Here is a 23954-nt window from a genome sequence, read left to right on the forward strand (position 1 = left end):
CGTACGGTCATTACGGTAGCCATTTTCTAACGCAGCACAACCAAGTTGCTGTGACTTGAGACAAGAAGTCCTGGGGATTCTTAAAATGCGTTTGCACCTGCTTAAGGCAATACCGTTCGTTCTCGCCGCCAGTTTCGTACAAGCCCAAACCCTGCCCCAGGCCATGCAGCAAGCGCTGGATGTGCACCCTGAGATTCAGGCAGGTGTCAACGCTCGTATCGCGGCTGACTATCAGTTGCGTGCGGCCAAGGGTGGTTACCTGCCCCGTGTCGACTTGAACGCGGGTTATGGCCGTGAAGGCACCGACAGTTCATCCACTCGCGCCCGTGGCGGCCATTGGGACACCCTCAATCGCGGCGAATCGAGCCTGCGCCTGCAGCAAATGGTTTTTGACGGTTTTGCCACCTCCAGTGAAGTAGGGCGTCAACAAGCCACCGTTAACTCCCGCGCTTTTTCGTTGCTTGGCACTTCCGAGCGCACTGCATTGACGGTAGCCCAGGTTTACCTGGACGTCCTGACCCGTCGTGAGTTCGTGCGTCTGGCCGAAGACAACCTGCGTAACCACGAGCGCATCTACGACCAGATCAAACTGCGCACCCAGCGCGGTGTCGGCAGCGGGGCTGACCTGGACCAGGCTGAAGCCCGTTTGGCCCAAGCCCGTAACAACGTGATCACCGAGCAGACCAACCTGGCCGACGCCCAGACCAACTACCTCAGTGCCGTTGGCCAAGAAGCCGATCAGTTGGAGCGTCCGCCCAGCTTCATGGCGCTGCTGCCTGCAGACCTGAATGAAGCGCGTCGCCAGATGCTCGATAACAGCCCGATCCTGCGTTCGGCCGAATCCGACATCGCCGCTGCCGAAAAACAATACGAAGCCGCCAAGTCTTCCTTCTACCCACGTTTCGACGCCGAGTTGGGCCGTAACGCCGACAACAACATCGACGGCGACGCCAGCCACAACAACGGCTGGGAAGCCATGCTGCGCATGCGCTTCAACCTGTACGCCGGTGGCAGCAACAAGGCTGAGCTGGAGTCCAAGTCCTACCAGTCCAACCAGGCCCTGGATATCCGCAACAACGCCTTGCGCCAGTTGAACGAAGAACTGGGCCTGGCCTGGAACGCCATGAACAACGCCAATGCCCAGGTGCCGATTGCCCAGCAATACGTCGACCACAGCAGCAAGGTGCGCGGCGCCTACCAGAAACAATTCAGCCTGGGCGAACGAACTCTGCTTGACTTGCTCGACAGTGAAAACGAGCTGTTCACGGCTTCGCGTCGTTTGGAAGAGATAAAAAACGTTCAGTTATTTACTCAGTACCGAATCAAGGCGACCATGGGCGAGTTGCTCAAGAGCCAAGGAGTGGTCGCACCGATGGCCTCCGTCGTCCAGAACGACGTGAAGCCGAAAGTCCAACTGCCTGGGATGAATTGAGCTATTCCTTATAGTCCCATCTGTTAGTTGAGAGAGCCCGCGTGGAATCAGAAGTCAGTCGAGTCCATCTCAGTCATGATCCACGCACATTGCACGACGACCCGTTACTCGACGGGTTGTTGGCTCTCTGCGCCCTGCACCAGAAGCCCGCCAGTGCGGCGATGCTGACCACCGGTCTGCCATTGCCGGCACAGCAACTGACCGCCGACTTGCTGGCCCGGGCTGCGGCCCGCGCCGGTTTGCAAGGGCGGCTGCTGCAACGCAAGCTCGATTCGATCCCCCCGATTGCCATGCCGGCGCTGCTGTTGCTCAAGGATGGCCGTAGTGCCGTGCTGCTCGGCTGGCAGGGTGAGGACGAGGCGCAGGTGCTGCTCAGCGAAAGCGATGGCGGTGAAACCATCGTCAAGCGCCAGGCGTTGGCCGATGACTACACCGGTAAAGTGTTCTTTGCCCAGCCCCAACACAAATTCGATGTCAGCCACGGCACCCTGATCCCCCGGGCCCGCTCCTGGTTTCGTGACACCCTCAAGCGTTCGCGCTGGCTCTACGCCGATGCCATCGCCGCCAGTTTCCTGATCAACCTGATTGCCATGGCAGCGCCGCTGTTCGTGATGAACGTCTACGACCGCGTCGTGCCCAACCAGGCCACCGCCACCCTGTGGGTGCTGGCGACCGGTATTTTCATCGCCTACGTCTTCGACCTAGTCCTCAAAAGCCTGCGCAGCCTGTGCCTGGACCTGGCCGGCAAGAAAACCGACCTGATCATCTCGGCCACGTTGTTCGAGCGGATCGTCGGCATGTCGATGAAGTACCGCCCGGCACGGGTCGGCAGCTTCGCCCAGAACATCCACGAGTTTCAGAGCCTGCGTGATTTCCTCGCCTCCCTGACGCTCACCAGCCTGATCGACTTGCCGTTTACCCTGCTGATATTCATGGTGATCGCGATCCTCGGCGGGCATCTGGTGTGGATCCCCATGCTGGCCTTCCCGATTGCCCTGGGCATCGGCTACCTGCTGCAAAAGCCGCTGGTCGCCACCATGGAGCGCACCATGGCCCTGGCCTCCGAGCGCCAGTCGAGCCTGATCGAAACCCTGGCCGGGCTGGATGCGGTCAAGGTCAACAACGCTGAAAGCGAGCGCCAATACCAGTGGGAGCAAACCATTGGCACCCTCAGCCGCCTTGAATTGCGGGTGAAAATGCTCTCTGGGCTGTCGATGAACATCACCCTGCTGATCCAGCAATTGGCGGGTGTGATCATGATTGTCTTCGGGGTCTACCAGATCATCGACGGCAATCTCAGCATGGGTGGCCTGATTGCCTGCTACATGCTCAGTGGCCGCGCCCTCAGCCCGCTGGCGTCGCTGTCGGGCCTGATGACCCGCTACCAGCAAGCCAAGGTCACCATGGTCTCCACCGACCAGATGATGGAGCTGCCCCAAGAGCGCAACTTCGAAGAACGCCCTTTGAGCCGCCGTACCCTGCAGGGCGCCATCGAGTGCCGGGGCCTGAATTTCACGTACCCCAACCAGCAGAACATGGCACTCAAGAACATCAACCTGGTGATCAAGCCCGGCGAGAAGATCGGCATCATCGGGCGCAGCGGCTCGGGTAAAAGCTCCCTGGCCAAACTGATCGTGGGCCTCTACCAACCCGACTCCGGCGCCTTGCTGGTGGACGGCGTGGACATTCGCCAGATCGACGTCAGCGAACTGCGCCACAACGTCGGCTATGTGCCCCAGGACATCCAACTGCTGGCCGGCACCCTGCGCGACAACCTGGTCTCCGGCGCCCGTTACGTTGAAGACGAAGTGGTACTGCAAGCCGCTGAGCTGGCGGGCGTCCACGAATTTGCCCGCTTGCATCCACAAGGCTACGAGCTGCAAGTGGGCGAGCGCGGCCAGAACCTCTCTGGCGGCCAGCGACAAAATGTCGCCCTGGCCCGCGCCCTGTTGCTCAACCCGCCTATCCTGCTGCTGGACGAACCAACCAGCGCCATGGACAACACCGGTGAAGAACGCTTGAAACAGCGCCTGCAAGCCGTTGTGGAAAACAAGACCGTGGTGCTGGTGACGCACCGTGCGTCGCTGTTGTCCCTAGTGGACCGTTTGTTGGTCATCGACCGTGGGCAAATCCTTGCCGATGGCCCGAAAGCCGTAGTGATGGAAGCGTTGAAGAAGGGGCAGATCAGTGTTGCGTAAATTCAAGGACGCGGTCCGTCGCTATTTCATTGGTTCCGATTCGCTGGATGGCCAGCCACTGCCAGAGGTCAAGAAGGCCCTGATCGAAGATGCCCCGCGTGTGGTGCGGTTGACCATCTGGGGGATCATCGGGTTTTTCCTGTGCATGCTGCTGTGGGCCGGTTTTGCCAAGGTCGACGAAGTGACGCGCGGTGATGGCAAGGCTATTCCATCCTCCAAGTTGCAGAAGATCCAGAACCTTGAGGGCGGCATCGTCGCCGAGCTGTACGTCAAGGAAGGGCAGATCGTCGAGGCTGGCGCGCCACTGATCCGCCTGGATGACACGCGCTTTGTCTCCAACGCCGGGGAAACCGAGGCCCAGCGCCTGTCGCTGTTACTGCGCATCGAGCGCTTGAACGCCCAGGTCGAAGACCGGCCGCTGAACATTCCTGAAGACGTGCGTGCCGCTGCGCCCACCCAGGCCATCAACGAGCAGTCGCTGTATGAAAGCCGGCGCCAGCAGTTCAAGGATGAAATCGGTGGTTTGCAGGAACAACTGACCCAGCGCCAGCAGGAGATGCGCGAATACACCTCCAAGCAAGGCCAGTACCGTAACCAACTGTCGTTGCAGCGCCAGGAAATCAACATGTCCGAACCCCTGGTCGCCCAGGGTGCGGTGTCGCCGGTGGAAGTGCTGCGCCTCAAGCGCGCAGAAATGGAAACCCGTGGGCAACTGGACGCCACCACCCTGGCCATCCCCCGCGCCGACTCGGCGATCAAGGAAGTACAGCGCAAGATCGACGAAACGCGTGGTAAATACCGCAGTGAAGCGCTGACCGAGCTCAACGAGGCACGTACTGACCTGAACAAGGCCCAGGCCACCGGCAAAGCTCTCGAAGACCGCGTGAGCCGGACCCTGGTCACCTCGCCGGTGCGCGGGATCGTCAAGCAACTGTTGGTCAATACCATTGGCGGCGTGATCCAGCCCGGCAGCGACATGGTTGAAATCGTGCCGCTGGATGACACCTTGCTGGTAGAAGCCAAGATCCGCCCGCAAGACATCGCCTTCCTGCACCCGGGACAAGAAGCCGTGGTCAAGTTCACCGCCTACGACTACACCATCTACGGCGGCCTCAAGGCCAAGCTGGAGCGCATCGGTGCCGATACCATCACCGATGAAGACAAAAAAACCACCTACTACATGATCACCTTGCGCACCGACCGCAGCCACCTGGGCACCGATGAGAAGCCACTGATCATCATCCCCGGCATGGTCGCCTCGGTCGACATCATCACCGGCAAGAAGACCATCCTCAGCTACCTGCTCAAGCCCATCATCAAGGCCCGGGCCGAGTCGCTGCAGGAGCGTTGATCTCGATTGCCTGGCCTGGCCTCATCGCAGGCAAGCCAGCTCCCACATTTTGGACCGCGTACGCCGTTCAATGTGGGAGCTGGCTTGCCTGCGATGGGGCCCTCAACCCCACCCCATCCCCCAGGCCCTGCCGCAAAAAGGCCATATCGTTATTCTCTAACGGTATTTAAATTCCAATTCTTATATCTATAAAGTCACTCTCCTGACTGCCAGGGAGTGATCACATGTCCACCGCCACAGCCGCCTTATCCACCGCCCAAACCTTCGACATCCGCCCATTCCCCGGCAGCGTAGGCGCCGAGATCATTGGCCTGGATCTGTCGCGCCCGGTCAACGACCAGGACTTCGCCCGCATCCACCGTGCGCACCTGGACCACCATGTGGTGGTGTTCCGCGACCAGCGCATCACCCCCGAGCAACAGATCGCCTTCAGCCGCCGCTTCGGCGTGTTGCAGATCCATGTGCTCAAACAGTTTCTGCTGGCCAACCACCCGGAAATCCTCATCGTTTCCAACATCATCGAAAACGGCCAGTCCATCGGCCTGGGCGACGCGGGCAAATTCTGGCACTCGGACCTCTCATACAAGGAACTGCCGAGCCTGGGCTCGATGCTCCACGCCCAGGAACTGCCGTCCGAAGGCGGCGACACGCTGTTTGCCGACATGCACAAAGCCTGGGACCAGTTGCCCGAGCATCTGCGCAAGGCCGTGGAAGGTCGCAGCGCTGCGCATTCGTACACCGCGCGCTACAGCGAAACCAAATTCGAAGGCAACTGGCGCCCGACCCTGACCCCCGAACAACTGGCCCAGGTCGCCGAAGTGGTGCACCCGGTAGTGCGTACTCACCCGGAAAACGGGCGCCAGGCGCTGTTCGTCAGCGAAGGCTTCACCACCCGTATCGTCGGCCTGCCCGAAGACGAAAGCCGCGACCTGCTGGCCCAACTCTTCGCCCACAGCATCCACCCGCACAACATCTACCGCCACAGCTGGCAGCCCCACGACCTGGTGTTCTGGGACAACCGCTCGCTGATCCACCTGGCCGCCGGTTGCCCCAGCCACCTGCGTCGCAAACTGTTTCGCACCACCATCCAGGGCGACGCCCCCTTCTGATTCGGAGCATGACCATGTCCAGGAAAACCCCCTTTGCACGATTGGCCGCGACCGTTGGCCTTGGCGTCAGCCTGTTGGCCGGCAGTTTGGTTGCTCCCGCCGTCGCCCAGGCCGAAGGCGAGATTCGCATTGCCGAGCAGTTCGGCATCGTTTACTTGCTGCTCAATGTGGTGCGCGACCAGAACCTGATCGAAAAATACGGCAAGCAGGAAGGTATCGACATCAAGGTCGACTGGACCCAATTGTCCGGAGGTGCGGCGGTCAATGACGCGCTGCTGTCTGGCTCCATCGACATTGCCGGCGCCGGTGTCGGCCCGCTGCTGACCATCTGGGACCGCACCCACGGCAAGCAGAACGTCAAGGCCGTGGCTTCCCTGGGCAACTTCCCTTACTACCTGGTCAGCAACAACCCCAAGGTCAAGACCATCGCCGACTTCACCGAAAAAGATCGCATCGCGGTACCGGCCGTGGGGGTTTCCGTGCAGTCGCGGTTCCTGCAATACGCGGCGGCCAAGCAATGGGGCGACAAGGAATTCAATCGCCTGGATAAATACACCATCGCCGTCCCGCACCCGGACGCCACGGCTGCGCTGATCGCCGGCGGTACCGAGCTGACCGGGCACTTCTCCAACCCGCCGTTCCAGGACCAGGCCCTGGCCAACCCGAACGTGCATGTGGTGCTCAACACCTATGACCTGTTGGGGCCGAACTCACCGACCGTGCTGTTCGCCACCGAGAAGTTTCGCAACGACAACCCGAAAACCTACAAGGCCTTTATCGATGCACTGACCGAGGCCGCGCAGTTTGCGCAGAACGACAAGGGCGCCGCTGCCGACACCTACATCCGCGTGACCAAGGCCAAGATCGACCGTGTCGCGCTGCTGAAAATTATCGACAACCCGCAATTCGAATTCAGCGTCACCCCGAAAAACACCTACCCGCTGGCCGAGTTCCTCTACCGCGTGGGCGCGATCAAGAACAAACCCGAGTCGTGGAAGGATTACTTCTTCCAGGATGCCAAGCCGCTGCAAGGGAGCTGAGATGAACGCACCCTTGCAAGGCCACACGGCCAGCAACCTGAACACCACTGAGGCGCTGCTCTCGGTGGATCACGTCAGCCTTGAATACCGCACGCCCGAACGGGTAGTGCGGGCCACCCACCAGGTCAGTTTCGAGATCGATCCGGCCGACCGTTTTGTACTGCTGGGGCCTTCGGGCTGCGGCAAGTCCACGCTGCTCAAGGCGGTAGCCGGTTTTATCAAACCCTGCGAAGGCGAAATTCGCCTGGTAGGGCAGAAGGTCGAGCAGCCGGGCCCGGATCGCATCGTGGTGTTCCAGGAGTTCGACCAGTTGCCGCCGTGGAAAACCGTCAAGCAGAACGTGATGTTCCCGCTGCTGGCGTCCAAGACCCTCAAGCGTCGCGAGGCCGAAGAACGGGCGTTGTATTACCTCGACAAGGTCGGCTTGAGCGCCTTTGCCGACGCCTATCCCCACACCCTGTCCGGTGGCATGAAGGCTCGCGTTGCGATTGCCCGGGCATTGGCCATGCAGCCGAAAATCCTGCTGATGGACGAACCGTTCGCCGCCCTCGACGCCCTGACCCGGCGCAAGATGCAAGAGGAGTTGCTGCTGCTGTGGGAGGAGGTGCGTTTTACCTTGCTGTTCGTCACCCACTCCATCGAAGAGGCCTTGGTGGTGGGTAACCGCATCCTGCTGCTGTCGCCCCATCCAGGGCGTGTGCGCGCCGAAATCCATAGCCATCAATATGACCTGCACAGCCTTGGCGGTGTGGAGTTCCAGGCGTCGGCGCGGCGTATTCATCGCCTGTTGTTCGATGAAACGCCCGAGGCAGAAACCGAGTTGGATTTCGCCGATATCCGCATCGCTTATTGAAGGACTGTGCCCATGCGCCAGGAATATGAAATCACCCTGCAACCGCTGCCCGGCGTGCCCGTGGAGCGTGCCTTACCCCTGCGCCAGCGCCTGTGGCAACAAGGCTGGTTGCGCAAAGGCTTGATCCTGATCGTGCTGGCGCTCCTCTGGGAAGCAGCGGCGCGCTATCAGAAAAACGACCTGCTGCTGCCCAGTTTCCTGCAGACCTTCCACGCCTTCTACGACGGTATTGCCAGTGGCGAGCTGTTGGGTAAGGTCAGTATCTCGCTGGTGGTGCTGCTCAAGGGCTACCTGATCGGGATTGTCCTGGCATTCGCCCTGACCACGTTGGCGGTTTCGACCCAGATGGGCCGTGACCTGCTGAGCACCCTGACCTCGATGTTCAACCCGCTGCCGGCGATTGCCCTGCTGCCATTGGCGTTGCTGTGGTTTGGCCTGGGGCAGAACAGCCTGATTTTTGTGTTGGTGCACTCGGTGCTGTGGGCCCTGGCACTCAACACTTACTCGGGATTCATGGGCGTGTCGGAAACCCTGCGCATGGCCGGTCGCAACTACGGCCTCAAGGGCATGCGCTTTGTGCTGTTTATCCTGATTCCGGCGGCGTTGCCGTCGATCCTCGCCGGGCTGAAGATTGGCTGGGCCTTTGCCTGGCGTACGCTGATCGCCGCCGAACTGGTGTTCGGCGCGACCAGCGGCAAGGGTGGCCTGGGCTGGTACATCTTCCAGAACCGCAACGAGCTGTACACCGACAAGGTCTTCGCGGGGCTGGCGGTGGTGATCCTTATCGGCCTGCTCGTAGAGAACCTGGTGTTCGACACCCTGGAGCGCGTCACCGTGAAGCGCTGGGGCATGCAGCGATAAACCCTTGCGGGGGCCTGGAGCCCCTCGCCACCGGGCAGTACCGGTAAAGCCTGCTACGATTGCGTGCGCTGTACTCCAAACCCATCATGAGTGCTTGGCATGCAATTACCGGATATGAACCTGTTGGTGGCCCTCGACGCTTTGCTCGACGAGGGCAGCGTGGTGGGCGCCGCGCGGCGGATGAACCTCAGCCCGGCCGCCATGAGCCGAACCCTGACGCGCATCCGCGAAGCGGTGGGCGATCCGATCCTGGTGCGCGCCGGGCGCGGCCTGGTGCCTACGCCCAAAGCCCTGGAGTTGCAAGGCCAGGTACGCAATGTGGTGGAGCAGGCGGCGTTGTTGTTTCGTTCGGCGGATGAAGTCGACCTGAGCACCCTGCGCCGGCGCTTCAGCGTGCGCGCCAATGACTTTTTTGTCGGCGTGTATGGCGGGCGGTTGTTCGACACCATGGAGCGGATGGCACCCCATTGCGAGCTGCGGTTCGTCCCCGAAGGCGACAGCGACGACGAAGCCCTGCGCGAAGGGCGCCTGGACTTGCGCGTCGGCAACACCATGCCGATCACCCCGGAAGTGAAGGTGCAGAACCTGTTCTCCACCACCTTCGTCGGCCTGGCCCGCGAAGGCCACCCGCTGTTCGACGAAGAAATCACCGCCGCGCGCTTTGCCAGCTACTCCCATATCAGCATTTCCCGGCGCGGTATTGCCCGTGGGCCGATCGACACCGCCCTCAATGCCCAGGGCCTGGAACGCCGGGTGGCGATGATCGCGCCAGGGTTTCACGGCGCGATGTTCATGCTGCCCGACTCCGACCTGATCCTGCCGGTGCCCAAGGAAGCGCTGTACAGCGCCAATCGCCTGAAACTGCCGCTGCGCGCATTCACCTTGCCGATCTCCCTGCCGACCCTGGTGCTGACCCAGGCCTGGCACCCGCGTTTCGACAAAGACCCGGCGCACAAATGGCTGCGTGAAACCATGCGCGAAAGCTGCGCGGCCACCTGGCGCGAAGCCCAGCCCACCTGACAACTTCGATCCAAATGTGTGGAGCTGGCCTAGCTTGTGTGGGAGCTGGCTTGCCTGCGATAGGGGTGTGTCAGCTAAGGCATCTGTCACTGATACACCGCTATCGCAGGCAAGCCAGCTCCCACATTCAATCATTGCGTCTTATGCAGTTATAACCTTCCCATAAGTCAGTTTTCGTCATGTCTAAGCCTTATTAAACTGCTCGGGTATTCTATTTCCGAGTTGTACCTTCATGACTTCCCTCGCTGCCCCCGCTCCCTTGGCTGCAGCCAAACCCGCCGCCGTCAGCCCCCCTGTGTTTGGCCCGCGGATCATCATCGGCCTGGTCGGCGTGCTGCTGGCGGTTCTGGTTTCGGGCCTGAACGAAATGGTGACCAAGGTCGCCCTCGCCGATATCCGCGGTGCGCTGTACATCGGGTTTGACGAAGGCACCTGGCTGGTTGCCGCCTACACGGCCACCTCCGTCTCGGCCATGGCCTTTGCGCCGTGGTGTTCGGTGACGTTTTCGCTGCGCCGCTTCACCCTGTGGGCCATCGGCCTGTTTACCCTGCTGGGGGTGCTGTGCCCCCTGGCACCGAACTACGAAAGCCTGCTGCTGTTGCGTACCGTGCAAGGCCTGGCCGGTGGCGCTCTACCGCCGATGCTGATGACCGTGGCCCTGCGCTTTTTGCCGGCCAACGTCAAACTCTACGGCCTGGCCGGCTACGCCCTGACCGCTACCTTCGGCCCCAGCCTTGGCACACCGCTGGCGGCGCTGTGGACCGAATATGTCGGTTGGCAGTGGGCGTTCTGGCAGATCGTCGCGCCGTGCCTGCTGGCGATGGCCGCCGTGGCCTACGGCCTGCCCCAGGACCCGTTGCGCCTGGAGCGCCTCAAGCAATTCAACTGGCGCGGCCTGCTGCTGGGGTTCCCGGCGATCTGCATGCTGGTGATCGGCATCTTGCAGGGCAATCGCCTGGACTGGTTCGAGTCGCCGCTGATCACCACGCTGCTGGTGGGCGGGGTGCTGTTGCTGGTGCTGTTCATGATCAATGAATGGTCACACCCGATGCCGTTCTTCAAGTTGCAGATGCTCGGCCTGCGCAACCTGTCGTTTGCCTTGATCGTGCTGGCCGGGGTGCTGGTGGTGCTGCAGGCGGTGATCATCCTGCCGTCCAGTTACCTGGCGCAGGTGCAGGGCTATCGGCCGCTGCAGACCGCGCCGGTAATGCTGGTCATGGCCCTGCCGCAGTTGATCGCCCTGCCGCTGGTAGCGGCCCTGTGCAACCTGCGCTGGGTGGATTGCCGCTGGGTGCTGGGGATTGGCCTGGGCATGCTGACCCTCTCGTGTATCGGTGGCGCGCAACTGACCTCGGCGTGGATCCGGGACGAGTTCTACGTGCTGCAACTGCTGCAGATTTTCGGGCAGCCGATGGCGGTGTTGCCGCTGTTGATGCTGTCTACCGGCAGCATCGTGCCCACCGACGGGCCGTTTGCCTCGGCCTGGTTCAACACGGTCAAGGGCCTGGCCGCCGTGGTCGCCACCGGCGTGATCGAGGTACTGACCACCCACCGCCTGCATTTCCACTCGACCATGTTGGTGGACGCCCTGGGTAACTCGCCCCTGGCCGACGGCGATGCCACGGGCCTGGCCCATCGGCTGCACCAGCAGGCCGTGGTGCTGACGTCTTCGGATCTCTATTACGTCATGGCCGGTGTCGCGGTGGCGTTGATCCTGCTGATTTTCTGGATGCCGACGCGGATTTTCCCGCCGCGCGCACCCGCCTGATTGTTGACTGAAACAAAGGATTCCCATGAAACGTAAAGACCAGATTGCCGTGACTGTTATCGCCGTGTGCGCCGTGGGCGTGCTGGTGTACCTGCTGGCGCCGGGCGTGTTTGGCAGCAAGCGCCAGACCACCAACGACGCCTTCGTCGCTGCCGACTACACCCTGGTGGCGCCACGGGTGGCCGGGTTTATCAAAGAGGTGCTGGTAGAGGACAACCAACAGGTCAAGGCCGGGCAGTTGCTGGCGCTGATCGATGACCGCGACTTGCGCGCCGCCGCCCAGGCAGCCGATGCCGAGACCCTGATGGCCCAGGCCCAACTGAAAAACGCAGTAGCCACCCTTGAGCGGCAAAGCTCGGTGATCGCCCAGGCCCAGGCCACCGTGGCCGCCGATCGCGCCGAAGTGGCCTTTGCCGAACACGAATTGAGCCGCTACAACCACCTTGCCGGTGTCGGCGCCGGCACTGTGCAGAACGCCCAGCAAGCCAAGACCCGCATCGACCAGGCCAATGCGCGCCTGGCCAACGCCACAGCGGTACTGGCCGCCGAACGCAAGCAGGTGGAAATCCTCACGGCCCAGCGCGATGCAGCTGAAGGCGGTTTGAAGCGGGCCCAGGCCGCGCTGGAAATGGCCAGCTATCAGCTGTCGTACACACGCATCGTCGCGCCGGTGGACGGCATGGTCGGCGAGCGTGCGGTGCGGGTCGGGGCCTTTGTCACACCCGGCAGCAAGATCCTCGCCGTGGTGCCGCTGGCCGACGCGTATGTGGTGGCCAATTTCCAGGAAAACCAACTGTCCCACATGCATGCCGGCCAAACGGTTGAAGTGCGGGTCGACAGCCTCGACGGTGAAGTGCTCCAGGGCCACCTGGAAAGCCTGGCGCCGGCCACGGGCGTGACCTTCGCCTCGGTCAAGCCAGACAACGCCACCGGCAACTTCACCAAGGTGGTGCAGCGTATTCCGGTGAAAATCCTCCTGGAACCAGGGCAGGCGCATATTCATCGCCTGCGGGTCGGTATGTCGGTGGAGGCCAGCGTCAATACCCAGCCCAGTGCGCAGCAACGTGAGGTGGCGCAGCAATGAGAAAACTCGCGCTGCTTACTCTGAGCATGATCAGCCTGGGCGCTTGCACCGTCGGCCCGGACTTTAAGCGGCCCGACACCCAGTCGGCGACGCAATGGGCCGAGCCCCAGGGCCGCCAGGCCGCCAGCCGCGCGGTCAGCGACCCGTTGGAAGAACAGTGGTGGGACGTGTTCCACGACCGGCAACTGTCGGCCCTGGTGCGCCGGGCACTGAGCGACAACCTCGACTTGAAACTGGCCAGCAGCCGCCTGCAACAGAGCCGTGCGGTGCGCCAGGTGACGACCGCCGGGCGCTATCCAGAGGTCAGCGCCGATGGCAACTACGGCCGCAAACGCAACAGCGCCAATGGCCTGAGCGACCCGTCCGGCAACAACGGCCGTTCGGCCTTCAACCTGTGGGACGCCGGTTTTGCCGCTTCCTGGGAGCTGGATTTCTGGGGCCGGGTAAGGCGCGAAACCGAAGCTGCCGACGCCACCCTGCAAGTGGCCGAAAACGACCGCCGCAGCGTACTCCTGTCGGTGCTGGCCGAGACCGCCCAGGACTACATCCAACTGCGCGGCGTGCAAAGCACCCGTGCGGTCACCGAGCAAAACCTCGACGTGGCGCGCCGTAGCCTGAAACTCTCGCAGCTGCGTTTGGCCGATGGCGTGGCGACCCACCTGGATGTCGCTGAAGCCGCTGCGCAAGTGGCCGCCATCGAAGCGCGACTGCCGGATTTGCAGCAGCGCCAGGACCAGTTGATCAACGCCCTGAGCCTGTTGATGGGCCAGGCGCCGCAAGCCTTGCATGCGCAACTGTCGCCGGACGGCGCAGTGCCCCAGACCCAGCGCCAGGTTGCGATTGGCCTGCCGTCGCAACTGGCACAGCGCCGCCCGGACATCCGCCAGGCCGAAGCACGCCTGCATGCGGCGACCGCCAGCATTGGCGTGGCCAAGGGTGACTTCTACCCGCGTATCACCCTGTCGGGCAGCCTCGGTTCCCAGGCCATGCAATTGTCGGATCTGGGCTCCTGGGGTTCACGCACCTTTGCCTTCGGCCCGTCGCTGAGCCTGCCGCTGTTCAACGGTGGCCGCCTGCAAGGCATGCTCGACCTGCGCGAGGCCCAGCAGCAGGAAGCGGCTCTGGCTTACCAGCAGACCGTGCTGCGCGCCTGGCATGAGATCGACGACCAGTTGACCCGCTACAACGCCAGCCAACTGCGGCGCGACAGCCTCGCCGAAGCGGTGCGCCAGAACCAGATCGCCCTGGACACCGCGCAGCACCAGTACGTCGAAGGGGTGGTGGATTTCGTCAACGTGCTCACGGTGCAGAGCGCCTTGCTGGCGACCCAGGAACAATGGGTGGAAAGCTCCACCGGCGTGTCCCTGGCCATGGTCGGCCTGTACAAGGCACTGGGTGGAGGCTGGGAGTCGGTGTACCCGTTGTCCAGCTAGATCCTGTTGGTTTGGTAATGGGCTTGTTGTGTTGAACCGGCTCACCACAATAAGCCTGCGGGGCACAATCCAGGGGCTCTGAAAACAAAGATTTTGCCAGTCGCGACACAAGCTGTAATGATAATTGCTCTCAATAATGTATCCGAGCGATTCATGGACACCGCGACTGACGGCCAGCAACAGCTTCATCTCCTGTACCGCGACCATCATGGCTGGCTGCAAGGCTGGCTGCGCAAGCGCCTGGGCGACCGTGAGCACGCCGCCGATGTGGCCCAGGACACGTTCCTGCGCCTGTTGGTGTCCGGGCGTTTTCCCGGGGCCAAGGAAAGCCGCAGCTACCTGACGCAGATCGCGCGCAACCTGGTGATCGACCAATGGCGGCGCCTGCGCATCGAACGCGCCTACCTGGAAAGCATCGCGCACTTGCCCGAGCCGCAGTCGCCGTCACTGGAGACCCGCGCCCTGATCCTCGAAACCCTGATGCAGATCGACGCCATGCTCGACCGCATGCCCGAGAACGTGCGCCGCGCGTTCCTGTTGTCGCAGTTCGAAGGCCTGACCTACGCGCAGATCGCCGAACGCCTGGGGGTGACAATCAGCTCGGTGCAGAAGTATATGACCCGCGCGATCATCGCCTGCTACCAGGTGGCCTACGAAGAATGAGAGCCCGCCATGACGCGCCGATCGCCCCGGCTGTGGTCGAGCAGGCCAGCGAGTGGTTAATGCTGCAATGGGGCGGCGAATTCGACGGGGCCCAGCGCCAGGCCTTTGCCCATTGGCAGGCTGCCGACCCGGAGCATCGCCGCGCCTGGCAGCGTTTGCAGCAGTTACAGCAGACCTTGGGCGGCGTGCCCGCCGACAGCGCCCGTGCGGTGTTGCGCGACGCGCCAGACCCCCAGCGTCGGGCCGCGTTGAAACTGCTCGGGTTGCTGCTGGTGGCCGGTGGCAGCGGTTATTGGGTCCAGGGCAGCCAGCCCTGGCAGGCGGCCTTTGCCGAGCATCGCACCGCCACCGGCGAGATTCGCCACCTGACCTTGAGCGACGGCACCCACCTGGACCTCAACAGCGACAGCGCCATCGACCTGCGCTTCAGTGCCACTGAGCGGCGCATCCGCCTGATTCGTGGCGAGATCCTACTGACCAGCGGCCACGACCCATCCCGCCCGTTGATCGTCGAGACCGCCGCCGGCGATATCCAGGCTCTGGGCACCCGGTTTGCCGTGCGCGAACTGGACGACGGTAGCCGCGTTGATCTGTATGAAGGGCGCGTGCAGGTGCGCCCGGTGCAGGGGGTGCCAGTGCTGATGAACGCGGGGGACAGCCTGTGGTTCAGCGCAACCCAGACCTCGGCGGTGACCGCGCTGGATGCCAACGCCAGCAGTTGGACCCAGAATCGCCTGATCGCCGAGCGCCAGCCGCTAGGGCGCTTTGTCGCTGAACTGAGCCGCTATCGGCCAGGGGTTTTGCGTTGCGATGAATCGGTGTCGGACCTGCTGCTGACGGGCGTATTTCCCCTGAATGACACCGACGCCATCCTCGCAGCGCTGGAGCGCTCGCTACCGGTGCAGGCACAGGCGGTGACCCGTTACTGGGTCACCATCAAACCCAGGGCCTGACACACCGCCATCGTCGGCAAGCCGGCTCCTACAGGTCTTTGAAAAAAATCTGATTTTCTTTTGTCGGTTTTCCAATCCCGTGCGGGATACCTCTTGAAAGCCAATCAAGAAGCGTTCTCACGGGGGAGTCCTGCAATGCCGCACCACCCAATCCAACCTCTGGCCCGCGCCCTGCGCCGTGGCCTGTTTATCAGTGTGCTGGCGACTGTACCGGTCGTCCCGACCATGGTTCAGGCCCAGGAGAGCGCCGGCGAAGCCTTGCGCCAATACAACATCCCCGCCGGCAGCCTGGACCAGGCGTTGAACCGTTTCGCCAGCGCCTCGGGGATTTTGCTCTCGGTGGACGCGGCACTGACTTCTGGCAAACGCAGCCCTGGCTTGCAAGGTCGCTATGCCACCGGGCCTGGATTGGAGCAGTTGTTGGCGGGCAGCGGCCTGGTGGCGATGCAATCCGCGGGTGGCTGGTCGGTGCAGGCGATTTCGGGGGACGGCTCGGTGCAATTGGGCGCGACGCGGATCAGCGCCCAGCAGGCCCAGGAGAACGCCTGGGGCCCGGTCGACGGCATCGTCGCCATGCGTAGCGCCACGGGCAGCAAGACCGATGCGGCACTGGTGGAAATCCCCCAGACCATCAACGTCATCACCGCCGCCGAAATCAAGGCGCGCGGTGCGCAAAGCGTGACCCAGGCGTTGCTCTACACCCCAGGCATGAGCGCCGGTGGTTTTTCCGACCGGGTGAAGCTGTTCGATGAGCCGACCTCCCGCGGTTTCTCGCCAACGCCCCTGTACCTCGACGGCCTGCACTTGCCGTACGGCGGTGGCAGTACCGGCGGTGCGTTGCAGATCGAGCCCTATTCCCTGGAGCGCATCGAAGTGCTCAAGGGCCCGGCATCGGTGCTGTACGGGCACAACCAGCCGGGCGGCATCGTCAATATGGTCAGCAAGCGCCCCAGCGAGACGCCGGTGCGCCAGGTGGTGCTCGAAGCCGGCACCTACGAGCACAAGAGCGCGGCCCTCGACCTCAGTGGCCCGTTGGATGACCAAGGCCAATTCTTCTATCGCCTTACTGGACGACTCAAGGACGAACAGGGCGAGATCGACTACTTCGAAAACAAGCGCCAATTCATCGCGCCCAGCCTGACGTGGCGACCCAATGACGACACCAGCCTGACCCTCTTCGCCCAATATCAGAAAGACAAGGGCGTGCCCGAAGCCCAGGGGCTGCCGGCCTCCGGGACGATCTGGAAAAACCCGAACGGCAAGATCGACCGTGATCTGTTTATCGGTGAGCCAGGCGTCAACAAATACAACCGCGAACAGGTCGCCTTCGGCTACGAGTTGTCCCATCGTTTGAACGACACCTGGACCCTCAAGCAAAACGCGCGCTATGCCGAAGTGGACGACCGCTACGTGGCGCCGTTGCACGGCTATCGGTTTGTCGCCAACCCGGCCACCGGCGCCATGGATCAACGCTACCTGCAGCGCTTTGGTGTGGATTGGCGGCAGAACAACAAAGTCATCGGCGTGGATAACATCGCCCAGGCCGAGTTCAACACTGGCGAGTTCTCCCACACCCTGATCGTGGGCCTGGACTACTACCATTTCAATTCCAAGTTCCTCGGCCTCTATGACCGCAATCCGCCGATCATCGACCTGTTCACGCCGGTCTACGGCCAGCCGCTGAATTTTGGCCAGCCGTACCGCTGGGACAACACCATCACCCAGACCGGCCTGTATGTGCAGGACCAGATCAAGTGGGACAAGTGGGCGCTGGTGCTGGGCGGGCGTTATGACTGGGCCAACGTGGTCAACAAGGTGCCGCTGAGCGGCGACCGCACCAGCAGCAAGGACCAGGCATTCACGGGGCGCGCGGGCCTGGTATACCTGTTCGATAACGGCCTGGCGCCGTTTATCAGCTACTCGGAATCCTTCCTGCCGCTGTCCGGCCTCGATGCCAACAAGAAGCCCTTCGACCCGTCCACCGGTAACCAGTATGAGGTCGGCGTGAAGTACCAGCCGCCGGGCCAGGAAAGTTTTGTGCAGGTCTCGGTCTACCAACTGGACCAGGAAAATATCCTGACGGCCAATCCGCTCAGCTACGTCAGCAGCCAGAGCGGGGCCATGCGTTCGCGCGGCGTCGAGTTCGAAGCCAAGGCGGTGCTGAGCGACGCTTGGGATGTGGTCGCTTCGGCCGCGCGCAACGACATCAAGTACACCAAGGACGACGAAGGTCGCGAAGGCCGCCACCCGGCGGGCATCTCACCCCTGACGGCGGCGTTGTGGGTCAACTATACGGTGATCGGCGACAGCCCCCTGGCCGGCCTCGGCGCAGGCCTGGGTGCCCGCTACTCGCGCAGCAGCATGGGTGACTATTTTGTCGGCGCCTTCACGGTGCCGTCCTACACCGTCTACGATGCCAGCCTGAGCTACGACCTGGGCGCCTCGCCCCTCAAGCTCAAAGGCGTGAAGCTGGCGATGAATGTGCAGAACCTTGCCAATAAAACCTATGTGTCGCAGTGCACCAGTGACCTGGACTGCTACTACGGCGAAGGGCGCACGGTGGTCTCGAGCCTGACCTACGACTGGTAAGGCACAACCCTGTAGGAGCCGGCTTGCCGGCGATAGCGGCGTGTCATTCAGCACTTGAAGGATGCGCCGCCTCTAAGCTAGCAGCATAAAGGTGCAATCATCCTCACCTGGGTAGCCTTCAAGACTGGAGTTTTCTATCGCTTTGAACTGGTGTGTGGGAGAGAGTTCGGCCCAAAAACCGTCGGTAGCCAAAATCCATCGGGTGTCAGGCAGAACTCTCAAGGATTGAACCTGTGGCTCATGTGGCCTGCGGTGGCTCATGCAGTTGAGCAGCGTTTTGCGGGCCGGGCTGTTGGCGATGAAGGCGTGGCTCAGGTTCCCCTTCCAGTTGGGGCCGCAGTGGGGCGCTGTCAGCCACTTCAGGTTTTTTTCTTTATCAATCAATCCCAGGCAACAGTCCCCTGCATGTATTGAAATAGCAGTATCGCCAAGCACCAGTAAAACGAGGTAACTGGCTGATGCAAAGGGGTATTCAGGGCAGAGTGTTGAGCGTATTGCGCTGAGTGAGGACAGCGTTAATTCAAGGGCTGTGTCGAGGCAAGATAAGCTTGATGGCCTTGCGTTGGAAAAAGACTTGAGAAGGCCGCAAGTCAGAGCTGTTGCCAACTTGTTACTGTCGGGCCTGGAGGTGCCGTCTGCTATCACGTAGAGGTACGTGCCGCTGTTGTACGCAGAGCCTGTGACATCGCGGTTTTCTGTTCTTCCGGTTCCTTGTCGGGTGGCGCTCGAATGTAGATTCAAGCGTATGTCCCATCTGCAATCAGCTTATTGATGCGCTCGTGAATCAGCGATTCGCGCTCGGCGTTTTGGGCCGTGCTCTGGATGACATCATGGAAGGCTGTGAAGCTCAGCAATGCGGCGAGTTGTTCGCTGACGAAGCGCCGCAATGCAGCAGGCGCCGGTTTTGTTTCCTCAAGCAGTTCTTCGCGGCCATCCAGCAGGGCAACGATGTCTTCAATATCGTTGGACATCAGCACATCGCCATGACCCCGACCCTGATAAGCCTGCAGCTTCGCCGCAAGAAACCAGGGGGCCGCAAACACCTTGATCCAAGTGCCATTTGGCAGTTGGTGATTGATGGCATTCTCCAGACCTCCCACGAACCAGGCATTGGAGAAGCCCAGTACCTTTTCGTCAGTCGGCATGAAGTCCACCTTCAGGGCACCTAATCGCAAGCGACAGGTGACAGTGTCCTGGCCGGTGTTCTTGAAACCTTGGGATTTGAGTCTTTCTTCCAGTCGATACCACTCGCCAGTGCTGCTCAGTTGAATGACCAGGTCCACATCGTCGGTGCCGCGAATTGATTCTTGAGTGTATTCATCGGTGATCAGCAGGACGGTTGTACATCCCCCGACAAAGGCCACCTGGCTCCTCAGCTCTTCGCCCAGCGCTTGGGCGACCTCTTCAAGCATCAGCAGCATCATTGCTTTGGTTGAGTTCACAGGATCCACTCTCGCAGCATGGCATCTGCGACCTTGGTTTCTCGCGGGCCTCCAATACGAATGGCGTCTACGAGAGCTAGAAAATGATAAAGCAGTTCGTCTTTTTTCACGGCTCCAGGAACCGTTTTATACAAGGGGGTGATTTCCTGACCTTTGTTCTTTCCGTAAGCGTCTGGCCATACGGGAATGAGGTCGCCGCCAGTCATGACTTTGCCGGCCATAATCGGAGCGGCAAATGCTGTGGGGATGCCTCGCACGATAGGACCTGGCTTGGCAGGGAACACATAACGCACACCATATTTTACAAAGTCCAGAAGAGCCACGGCCCTGACAATCGGCTGGCCGCTCAGGCGGTCTGCATGAATAAGGCCAATGTCACGGCAGCGATTCAGTGAGTTGGAAACCTCACTTTTACTTAACGCCAGCGAAGCTGCGAGCGCTCGTACGGAATAGCTTTCCATATTCGGTGCGATCGAATCCTCATCAATATCTTCCCATCCCTCCCAATGCTGGCCCTGTGAGAGGTCGATTTTTTCGATATTCCCCTGCATGCGCAGGTCAAGGAAGCGATCCAGATAATCCCGGGAATCAATCGGCACCAGATCCATGGCCTCTTCAAGATCAAGACTCACAGTGAAATTGCGCTTTTTGACCCGCTCTCCTTCGGCTTGGAGGTTTAGGCTGATCAACTTAAAGAGGATTACGATGTCTTGACTTTTCATTTTGATCCAGTCCTCTCCGTCCACTGTCCATGGACTGTGGACAATCTATTGCATGGATTTTGCGCAGGTGTCAAGGATCTGGTGGATTCTGCAAAAACACCACATACCCGCGAAACCACTCACTCTCCTGCAAATACTCCGGCTCCTGCCAATCCCCGCCCTGGATCAAGCCGATCTTGAACGGCAGCCCCAGCCGGTTCATCCGTGGCAGGTACGCCGCGTAGTCCGGGATGCTATGGCGCCCCTGGTAGGTCTGCACCACCACTTCATCCACTACGCCGTTGAGCTGTGCGATGGCGGCCGGGTCGGCGTTGCTGCTCCAGTCCATCAGGCCGGTGATGCTCAGGCGCAAATCCCTTGGCAGGCGCTGGCGCAGGCCCTTGAGGAAGTCGGCGTATTCGTGCAGGTATTGGGTGCGGGCATCGAAGTCGATCTGGATGCCCACCACCGGGTTACCCGCTGCACGCCAACGTTGCACCTGCCCGAGCAATTTCGTGTAGACCGGCTCTGGCCAACGCAGGGTGTGGGCGCGGTAGACCACCCACACCTCACCCTGGCGGATGCGCGGCACGCTCATGCCCTGGGCGATGAACTGCACGCCAAGGCTGGGTTGGCGGCGGGTCGAATTGATCTGGCCCTGGAGGATGTACAGGGTCTTGGCCTGCTTGAGCACCGGCTGTGGGGCGACGCCGCTCCACAACCAGAAAGCGTCATAGTCGTGGGCGTCGACGGTGGCGAAGGCCGGGCTTGCCAACAGCAGCAAGCCTAGCCACAGGTGTTTCACCAGTAGTACTGCAGCGACTTGCCCCACTGCGTGTCGGCAAACCCGGTTTTCAACTGGCGGAACCAGCCTTTGCGCACCGCTTTGTCGACGTCTTCGCCACCGCAGCTGTTATAGCCTGAAGGTGCATAGCAGTTGATCGCCCGGAATAGCGCATAAGCCTTGTCGTCCCGGGGCGCCTTGGGGTTGGCGATCACCTGTTTGTAGCCATCGAGCCGCGAGAAGGTTTCACCGCTGAAACCCGATGCGGTACTGCCCAGGCTGCCGGCCGAGCGCGCCTCTTCCAGGGGCATGCCGTCCAGGCCGTTGCGCAGGATGAACTCACCCAGGCAGTTGAGGGCGTGTGGGTTTTTCGCGTCGTTTTGCAAGGTGCTGGCGGTTTGCGCGATGGTCGGGCAGGTGTAGCCGGACGGCGCCTTGTCGCCGCTCCAGCGGAACAAGGTCAGCGCCTGGCCACCGTCGTACACATAGCCCAGGCTAGTGCCGATTTTATCTGCGGCAGGCGAGGCCGGCAGTTGCTGCAAATCCTCGGCAAAAGTCGCGAACTGGCCGCGCAACAGGTCTTTGTAAAGCAATACAAATTGCGCGGTACGGCGCTCCAGCGGGTCGCTGGCCTGGCTGATCTGCTGGCGCAGCAACTCGGGGCCGGCGACGCTGCGTAGCAGGATATAGCGCACTTGCGCAGTCTGGATCGGCGAGTCGGCGGCGAACACCTTGGCCAATTGGCCGCTGCGTTCGTAGTTCATCGCCAGGGCCAATTCCAGTTGCTCGCGCTGCAACGGTTGCTTGGCCAGTGGCAGCAGTTGCAGCCACAGCGTTTCTGCGCCTTTCCAGTCGTTCTTGGCTTCCAGGGCCAGGCCGCGCAGGGTTTGCTGGCTGAATGCCAAGTAATCCAGGCTCGCTGGCAGCGCTGGCGGCAGATGTTTCAGCGCCGTGTTCGGCTGGTGCTCGACATACAGGGCAAACGCCGCCTGCAGGTAGTCGTACAACGCCGGCTCGTTGGCAAATGCAGCCTTCTGGGCGTCGAGGGTGGCGCGGGTCAGCTTGGGCGGGTTGTTGGCGCGCATCCACATCAGATCGTTGATCGCCAGCAACAGCGGGTTGCGGATGGTCTCGGCGTAGCTGGTCAGCAGCTTGTTGTCGGTTTCTTCCACCAGTTCATCGATAGACCCATTGCGCTCGGCATCGCTGGCCTCGGTCAGTTGCCAGGCGTAGTCGTCGGCCAGCTTGGCCGCATCGCCGGCCAGCCAATGGACCCGACGCAGCAGGCCGCGAGCGGAGGCCGCGTAGTCGCCCTGTGGATAAGTCTTCAGGTAGCTGAGAAAACTGTGCTCGGCTTCATCCAGGGCCAACTTATCCACAGCCTGGCGCTGGGGCAGGCCGTATTCATCGAAGGCGTTTTCCTGGGCATGGTTGAGCGACGCGCGGGCGATCATGTACACCGCCGTTTCCTTCAGCCATGGCAACGTGGTCACGGTGACGGCGGCAAACCCACGCTCGGCATACACAAAGCGCCCGCTGTAAAAGTCGGCAGCGGCAAGCAGGTAGGTGGTCAGTTCACGGCCCTGGGTGGATGCAATCAACTGGGGTTCGAGCAGCACTTCGCCCTGCCAGTCGCAGGTGCCAAGCAATTTCAGGCGTGCATTGGCCAGCAGCACCCGCTCATTCGTCGGCACATCGGCCTTGATCACTTGGCGTACAAATTCGGTGGCGCTCTGCACATTGTTGCTGCGACAGCGGCTGCCTTCGCCCCACAAAAACTGATCGCCTGCCGCTGCCGTGGCCTCGCGCTGGATGCCCAGCGAGGCCAGCAGCTGCGCAAGCTCCGCGCCTTTTTCCTCAGGCGCCTGCCCCTCGGGAGGGCGGGGCACCAGGCGATACACCGGGAACGGGACCGGGCCAAAGCCCTGGGCCAGGTCATCTTCGCCCAGTGCATTGGGGGTCAGGGGCGCGTTCTTTTTCGCCGCGAGCAATAGGCGCAGGTTGGTCCGGCTGTCATTGCCGGGGCTCAGAAAAGGCATGTTGCTACAGGCGGTCAGCGAATCCTGGGAGACGCGCCAGTCGGGGTAGCAGGAGTCGTCGCCACTGGCCTGGGCCTGCAGGGAAACGCCGGCACACAGTGCCAGGGCCAGGGATGACAGAAGACCGATGCGCATGAATTGTCCTTATTCCGGGAGTCCGCGAATGCCGCTGGGCAAAGGTGAAGATGATAGCGTGAACATTGCAAGATGTTGCACCGGTGGCAGCCATTCGCTGAGTTTTATCGGTCTAGACTGTGGGCAATTACCTGGTTTTGGAGTTGTCATGGAATCGCCTGTTCACAGTCTGCCGTCATTGTTCAAACAGCTTGGGTTGCCCGATGACGCCCTCAGCATTGAGCGTTTTGTTGCCGTGCATTCGCCGCTCAAGGCGGAATTGAAATTGGAAGATGCGTTTTTCTGGACGGACAGCCAGAAGGCTTTTTTGCGCGAGGAAATCCTCGAGGATGCGGATTGGGCGCACGTGGTGGATGAACTGAATGTGCGGTTGCGCCGCAGTCGCCTGTAGGAGCGAGCTTGCTCGCGAAGGTCGGTAACGATGGCGTGGGTAACCTGGATCAACGCGGTGTATTGGCGTTTTTCGCGAGCAAGCTCGCTCCTACAGGCCACAGCCCGC

At 61.6% G+C, this 23954-nt stretch carries 20 protein-coding genes; 15 read left to right on the forward strand and 5 right to left on the reverse strand.

Translation table 11 applies throughout. The annotated features are described in order from the left end of the window. Positions 1-85 precede the first annotated feature (85 nt). The 14 genes from HKK57_RS09935 to HKK57_RS10000 all read left to right on the forward strand — a co-directional run bounded on the left by HKK57_RS09935 (position 86) and on the right by HKK57_RS10000 (position 18354). Positions 86-1432 (forward strand): TolC family outer membrane protein, encoded by a 1347-nt coding sequence (locus tag HKK57_RS09935; RefSeq protein WP_029298771.1) that lies wholly within the window; start codon positions 86-88, stop codon positions 1430-1432. Positions 1433-1473: 41 nt separating this feature from the next. After that, positions 1474-3630 (forward strand): type I secretion system permease/ATPase, encoded by a 2157-nt coding sequence (locus tag HKK57_RS09940; RefSeq protein WP_029298773.1) that lies wholly within the window; start codon positions 1474-1476, stop codon positions 3628-3630. Further along, on the forward strand, positions 3620-4981 hold the full coding sequence (locus HKK57_RS09945) for an HlyD family type I secretion periplasmic adaptor subunit (RefSeq protein ID WP_029298775.1): 1362 nt from the start codon (positions 3620-3622) through the stop codon (positions 4979-4981). Before HKK57_RS09940 ends, HKK57_RS09945 begins: the two co-directional genes overlap by 11 nt. Positions 4982-5205: 224 nt before the next feature. Next, complete coding sequence (locus HKK57_RS09950) at positions 5206-6090, forward strand: TauD/TfdA dioxygenase family protein (protein WP_029298777.1); 885 nt, start codon at positions 5206-5208, stop codon at positions 6088-6090. Between the two features lie 14 nt (positions 6091-6104). Next, complete coding sequence (locus HKK57_RS09955; protein ID WP_169390095.1) at positions 6105-7130, forward strand: ABC transporter substrate-binding protein; 1026 nt, start codon at positions 6105-6107, stop codon at positions 7128-7130. A 1-nt stretch (position 7131) separates the two neighbouring features. Then, positions 7132-7983, forward strand: a complete 852-nt coding sequence (locus HKK57_RS09960) for an ABC transporter ATP-binding protein (protein WP_029298781.1) — start codon at positions 7132-7134, stop codon at positions 7981-7983. Between the two features lie 12 nt (positions 7984-7995). Continuing rightward, a complete protein-coding gene (locus HKK57_RS09965) occupies positions 7996-8844 on the forward strand; it encodes an ABC transporter permease (RefSeq protein WP_169390096.1) in 849 nt (282 codons plus the stop codon). Positions 8845-8943: 99 nt separating this feature from the next. Then, the gene (locus HKK57_RS09970; RefSeq protein WP_092232583.1) at positions 8944-9864 is read left to right on the forward strand and encodes a LysR family transcriptional regulator; all 921 of its coding nucleotides are present in this window, start codon (positions 8944-8946) and stop codon (positions 9862-9864) included. 232 nt (positions 9865-10096) lie between these two features. Then, positions 10097-11632 carry an MFS transporter gene (locus HKK57_RS09975; RefSeq protein WP_092232585.1) on the forward strand — a complete coding sequence of 512 codons (1536 nt, stop codon included), beginning with the start codon at positions 10097-10099 and terminating at the stop codon, positions 11630-11632. Between the two features lie 25 nt (positions 11633-11657). Beyond that, on the forward strand, positions 11658-12716 hold the full coding sequence (locus HKK57_RS09980; protein ID WP_029298789.1) for an HlyD family secretion protein: 1059 nt from the start codon (positions 11658-11660) through the stop codon (positions 12714-12716). Beyond that, positions 12713-14149: an efflux transporter outer membrane subunit gene (locus tag HKK57_RS09985; RefSeq protein ID WP_169390097.1), complete on the forward strand. Its 1437-nt coding sequence runs from the start codon at positions 12713-12715 to the stop codon at positions 14147-14149. Before HKK57_RS09980 ends, HKK57_RS09985 begins: the two co-directional genes overlap by 4 nt. A gap of 153 nt (positions 14150-14302) precedes the next feature. Next, positions 14303-14812, forward strand: a complete 510-nt coding sequence (locus HKK57_RS09990; protein WP_029298794.1) for a sigma-70 family RNA polymerase sigma factor — start codon at positions 14303-14305, stop codon at positions 14810-14812. Next, positions 14809-15765 (forward strand): FecR domain-containing protein, encoded by a 957-nt coding sequence (locus HKK57_RS09995; protein WP_169390098.1) that lies wholly within the window; start codon positions 14809-14811, stop codon positions 15763-15765. The genes HKK57_RS09990 and HKK57_RS09995 overlap by 4 nt, the downstream gene beginning before the upstream one ends. A gap of 135 nt (positions 15766-15900) precedes the next feature. Next, positions 15901-18354: a TonB-dependent siderophore receptor gene (locus HKK57_RS10000; RefSeq protein WP_169390099.1), complete on the forward strand. Its 2454-nt coding sequence runs from the start codon at positions 15901-15903 to the stop codon at positions 18352-18354. A 72-nt stretch (positions 18355-18426) separates the two neighbouring features. On the opposite strand, the gene HKK57_RS10005 is transcribed toward HKK57_RS10000, so the two are convergent. The 5 genes from HKK57_RS10005 to HKK57_RS10025 all read right to left on the reverse strand — a co-directional run bounded on the left by HKK57_RS10005 (position 18427) and on the right by HKK57_RS10025 (position 23455). Continuing rightward, positions 18427-19095, reverse strand: coding sequence for a protein phosphatase 2C family protein (locus HKK57_RS10005; RefSeq protein ID WP_169390100.1), 669 nt, complete (start codon positions 19093-19095; stop codon positions 18427-18429). Beyond that, positions 19092-19796 (reverse strand): hypothetical protein, encoded by a 705-nt coding sequence (locus HKK57_RS10010; protein WP_237150399.1) that lies wholly within the window; start codon positions 19794-19796, stop codon positions 19092-19094. The genes HKK57_RS10005 and HKK57_RS10010 overlap by 4 nt, the downstream gene beginning before the upstream one ends. Beyond that, positions 19793-20518: a hypothetical protein gene (locus tag HKK57_RS10015; protein WP_169390101.1), complete on the reverse strand. Its 726-nt coding sequence runs from the start codon at positions 20516-20518 to the stop codon at positions 19793-19795. The genes HKK57_RS10010 and HKK57_RS10015 overlap by 4 nt, the downstream gene beginning before the upstream one ends. 70 nt (positions 20519-20588) lie before the next feature. After that, positions 20589-21302: a DUF3142 domain-containing protein gene (locus HKK57_RS10020; protein ID WP_169390102.1), complete on the reverse strand. Its 714-nt coding sequence runs from the start codon at positions 21300-21302 to the stop codon at positions 20589-20591. Further along, a complete protein-coding gene (locus tag HKK57_RS10025) occupies positions 21299-23455 on the reverse strand; it encodes an outer membrane assembly lipoprotein YfiO (protein WP_169390103.1) in 2157 nt (718 codons plus the stop codon). Before HKK57_RS10025 ends, HKK57_RS10020 begins: the two co-directional genes overlap by 4 nt. Positions 23456-23603: 148 nt before the next feature. Between HKK57_RS10025 and HKK57_RS10030 the strand changes: the two genes are divergently transcribed. Continuing rightward, the gene (locus HKK57_RS10030; RefSeq protein ID WP_029298808.1) at positions 23604-23846 is read left to right on the forward strand and encodes a DUF2789 domain-containing protein; all 243 of its coding nucleotides are present in this window, start codon (positions 23604-23606) and stop codon (positions 23844-23846) included. The last annotated feature ends 108 nt before the right edge of the window (positions 23847-23954 follow it).

This window comes from Pseudomonas sp. ADAK21 (assembly GCF_012935735.1).
Classification (GTDB): Bacteria; Pseudomonadota; Gammaproteobacteria; order Pseudomonadales; family Pseudomonadaceae; genus Aquipseudomonas; species Aquipseudomonas proteolytica.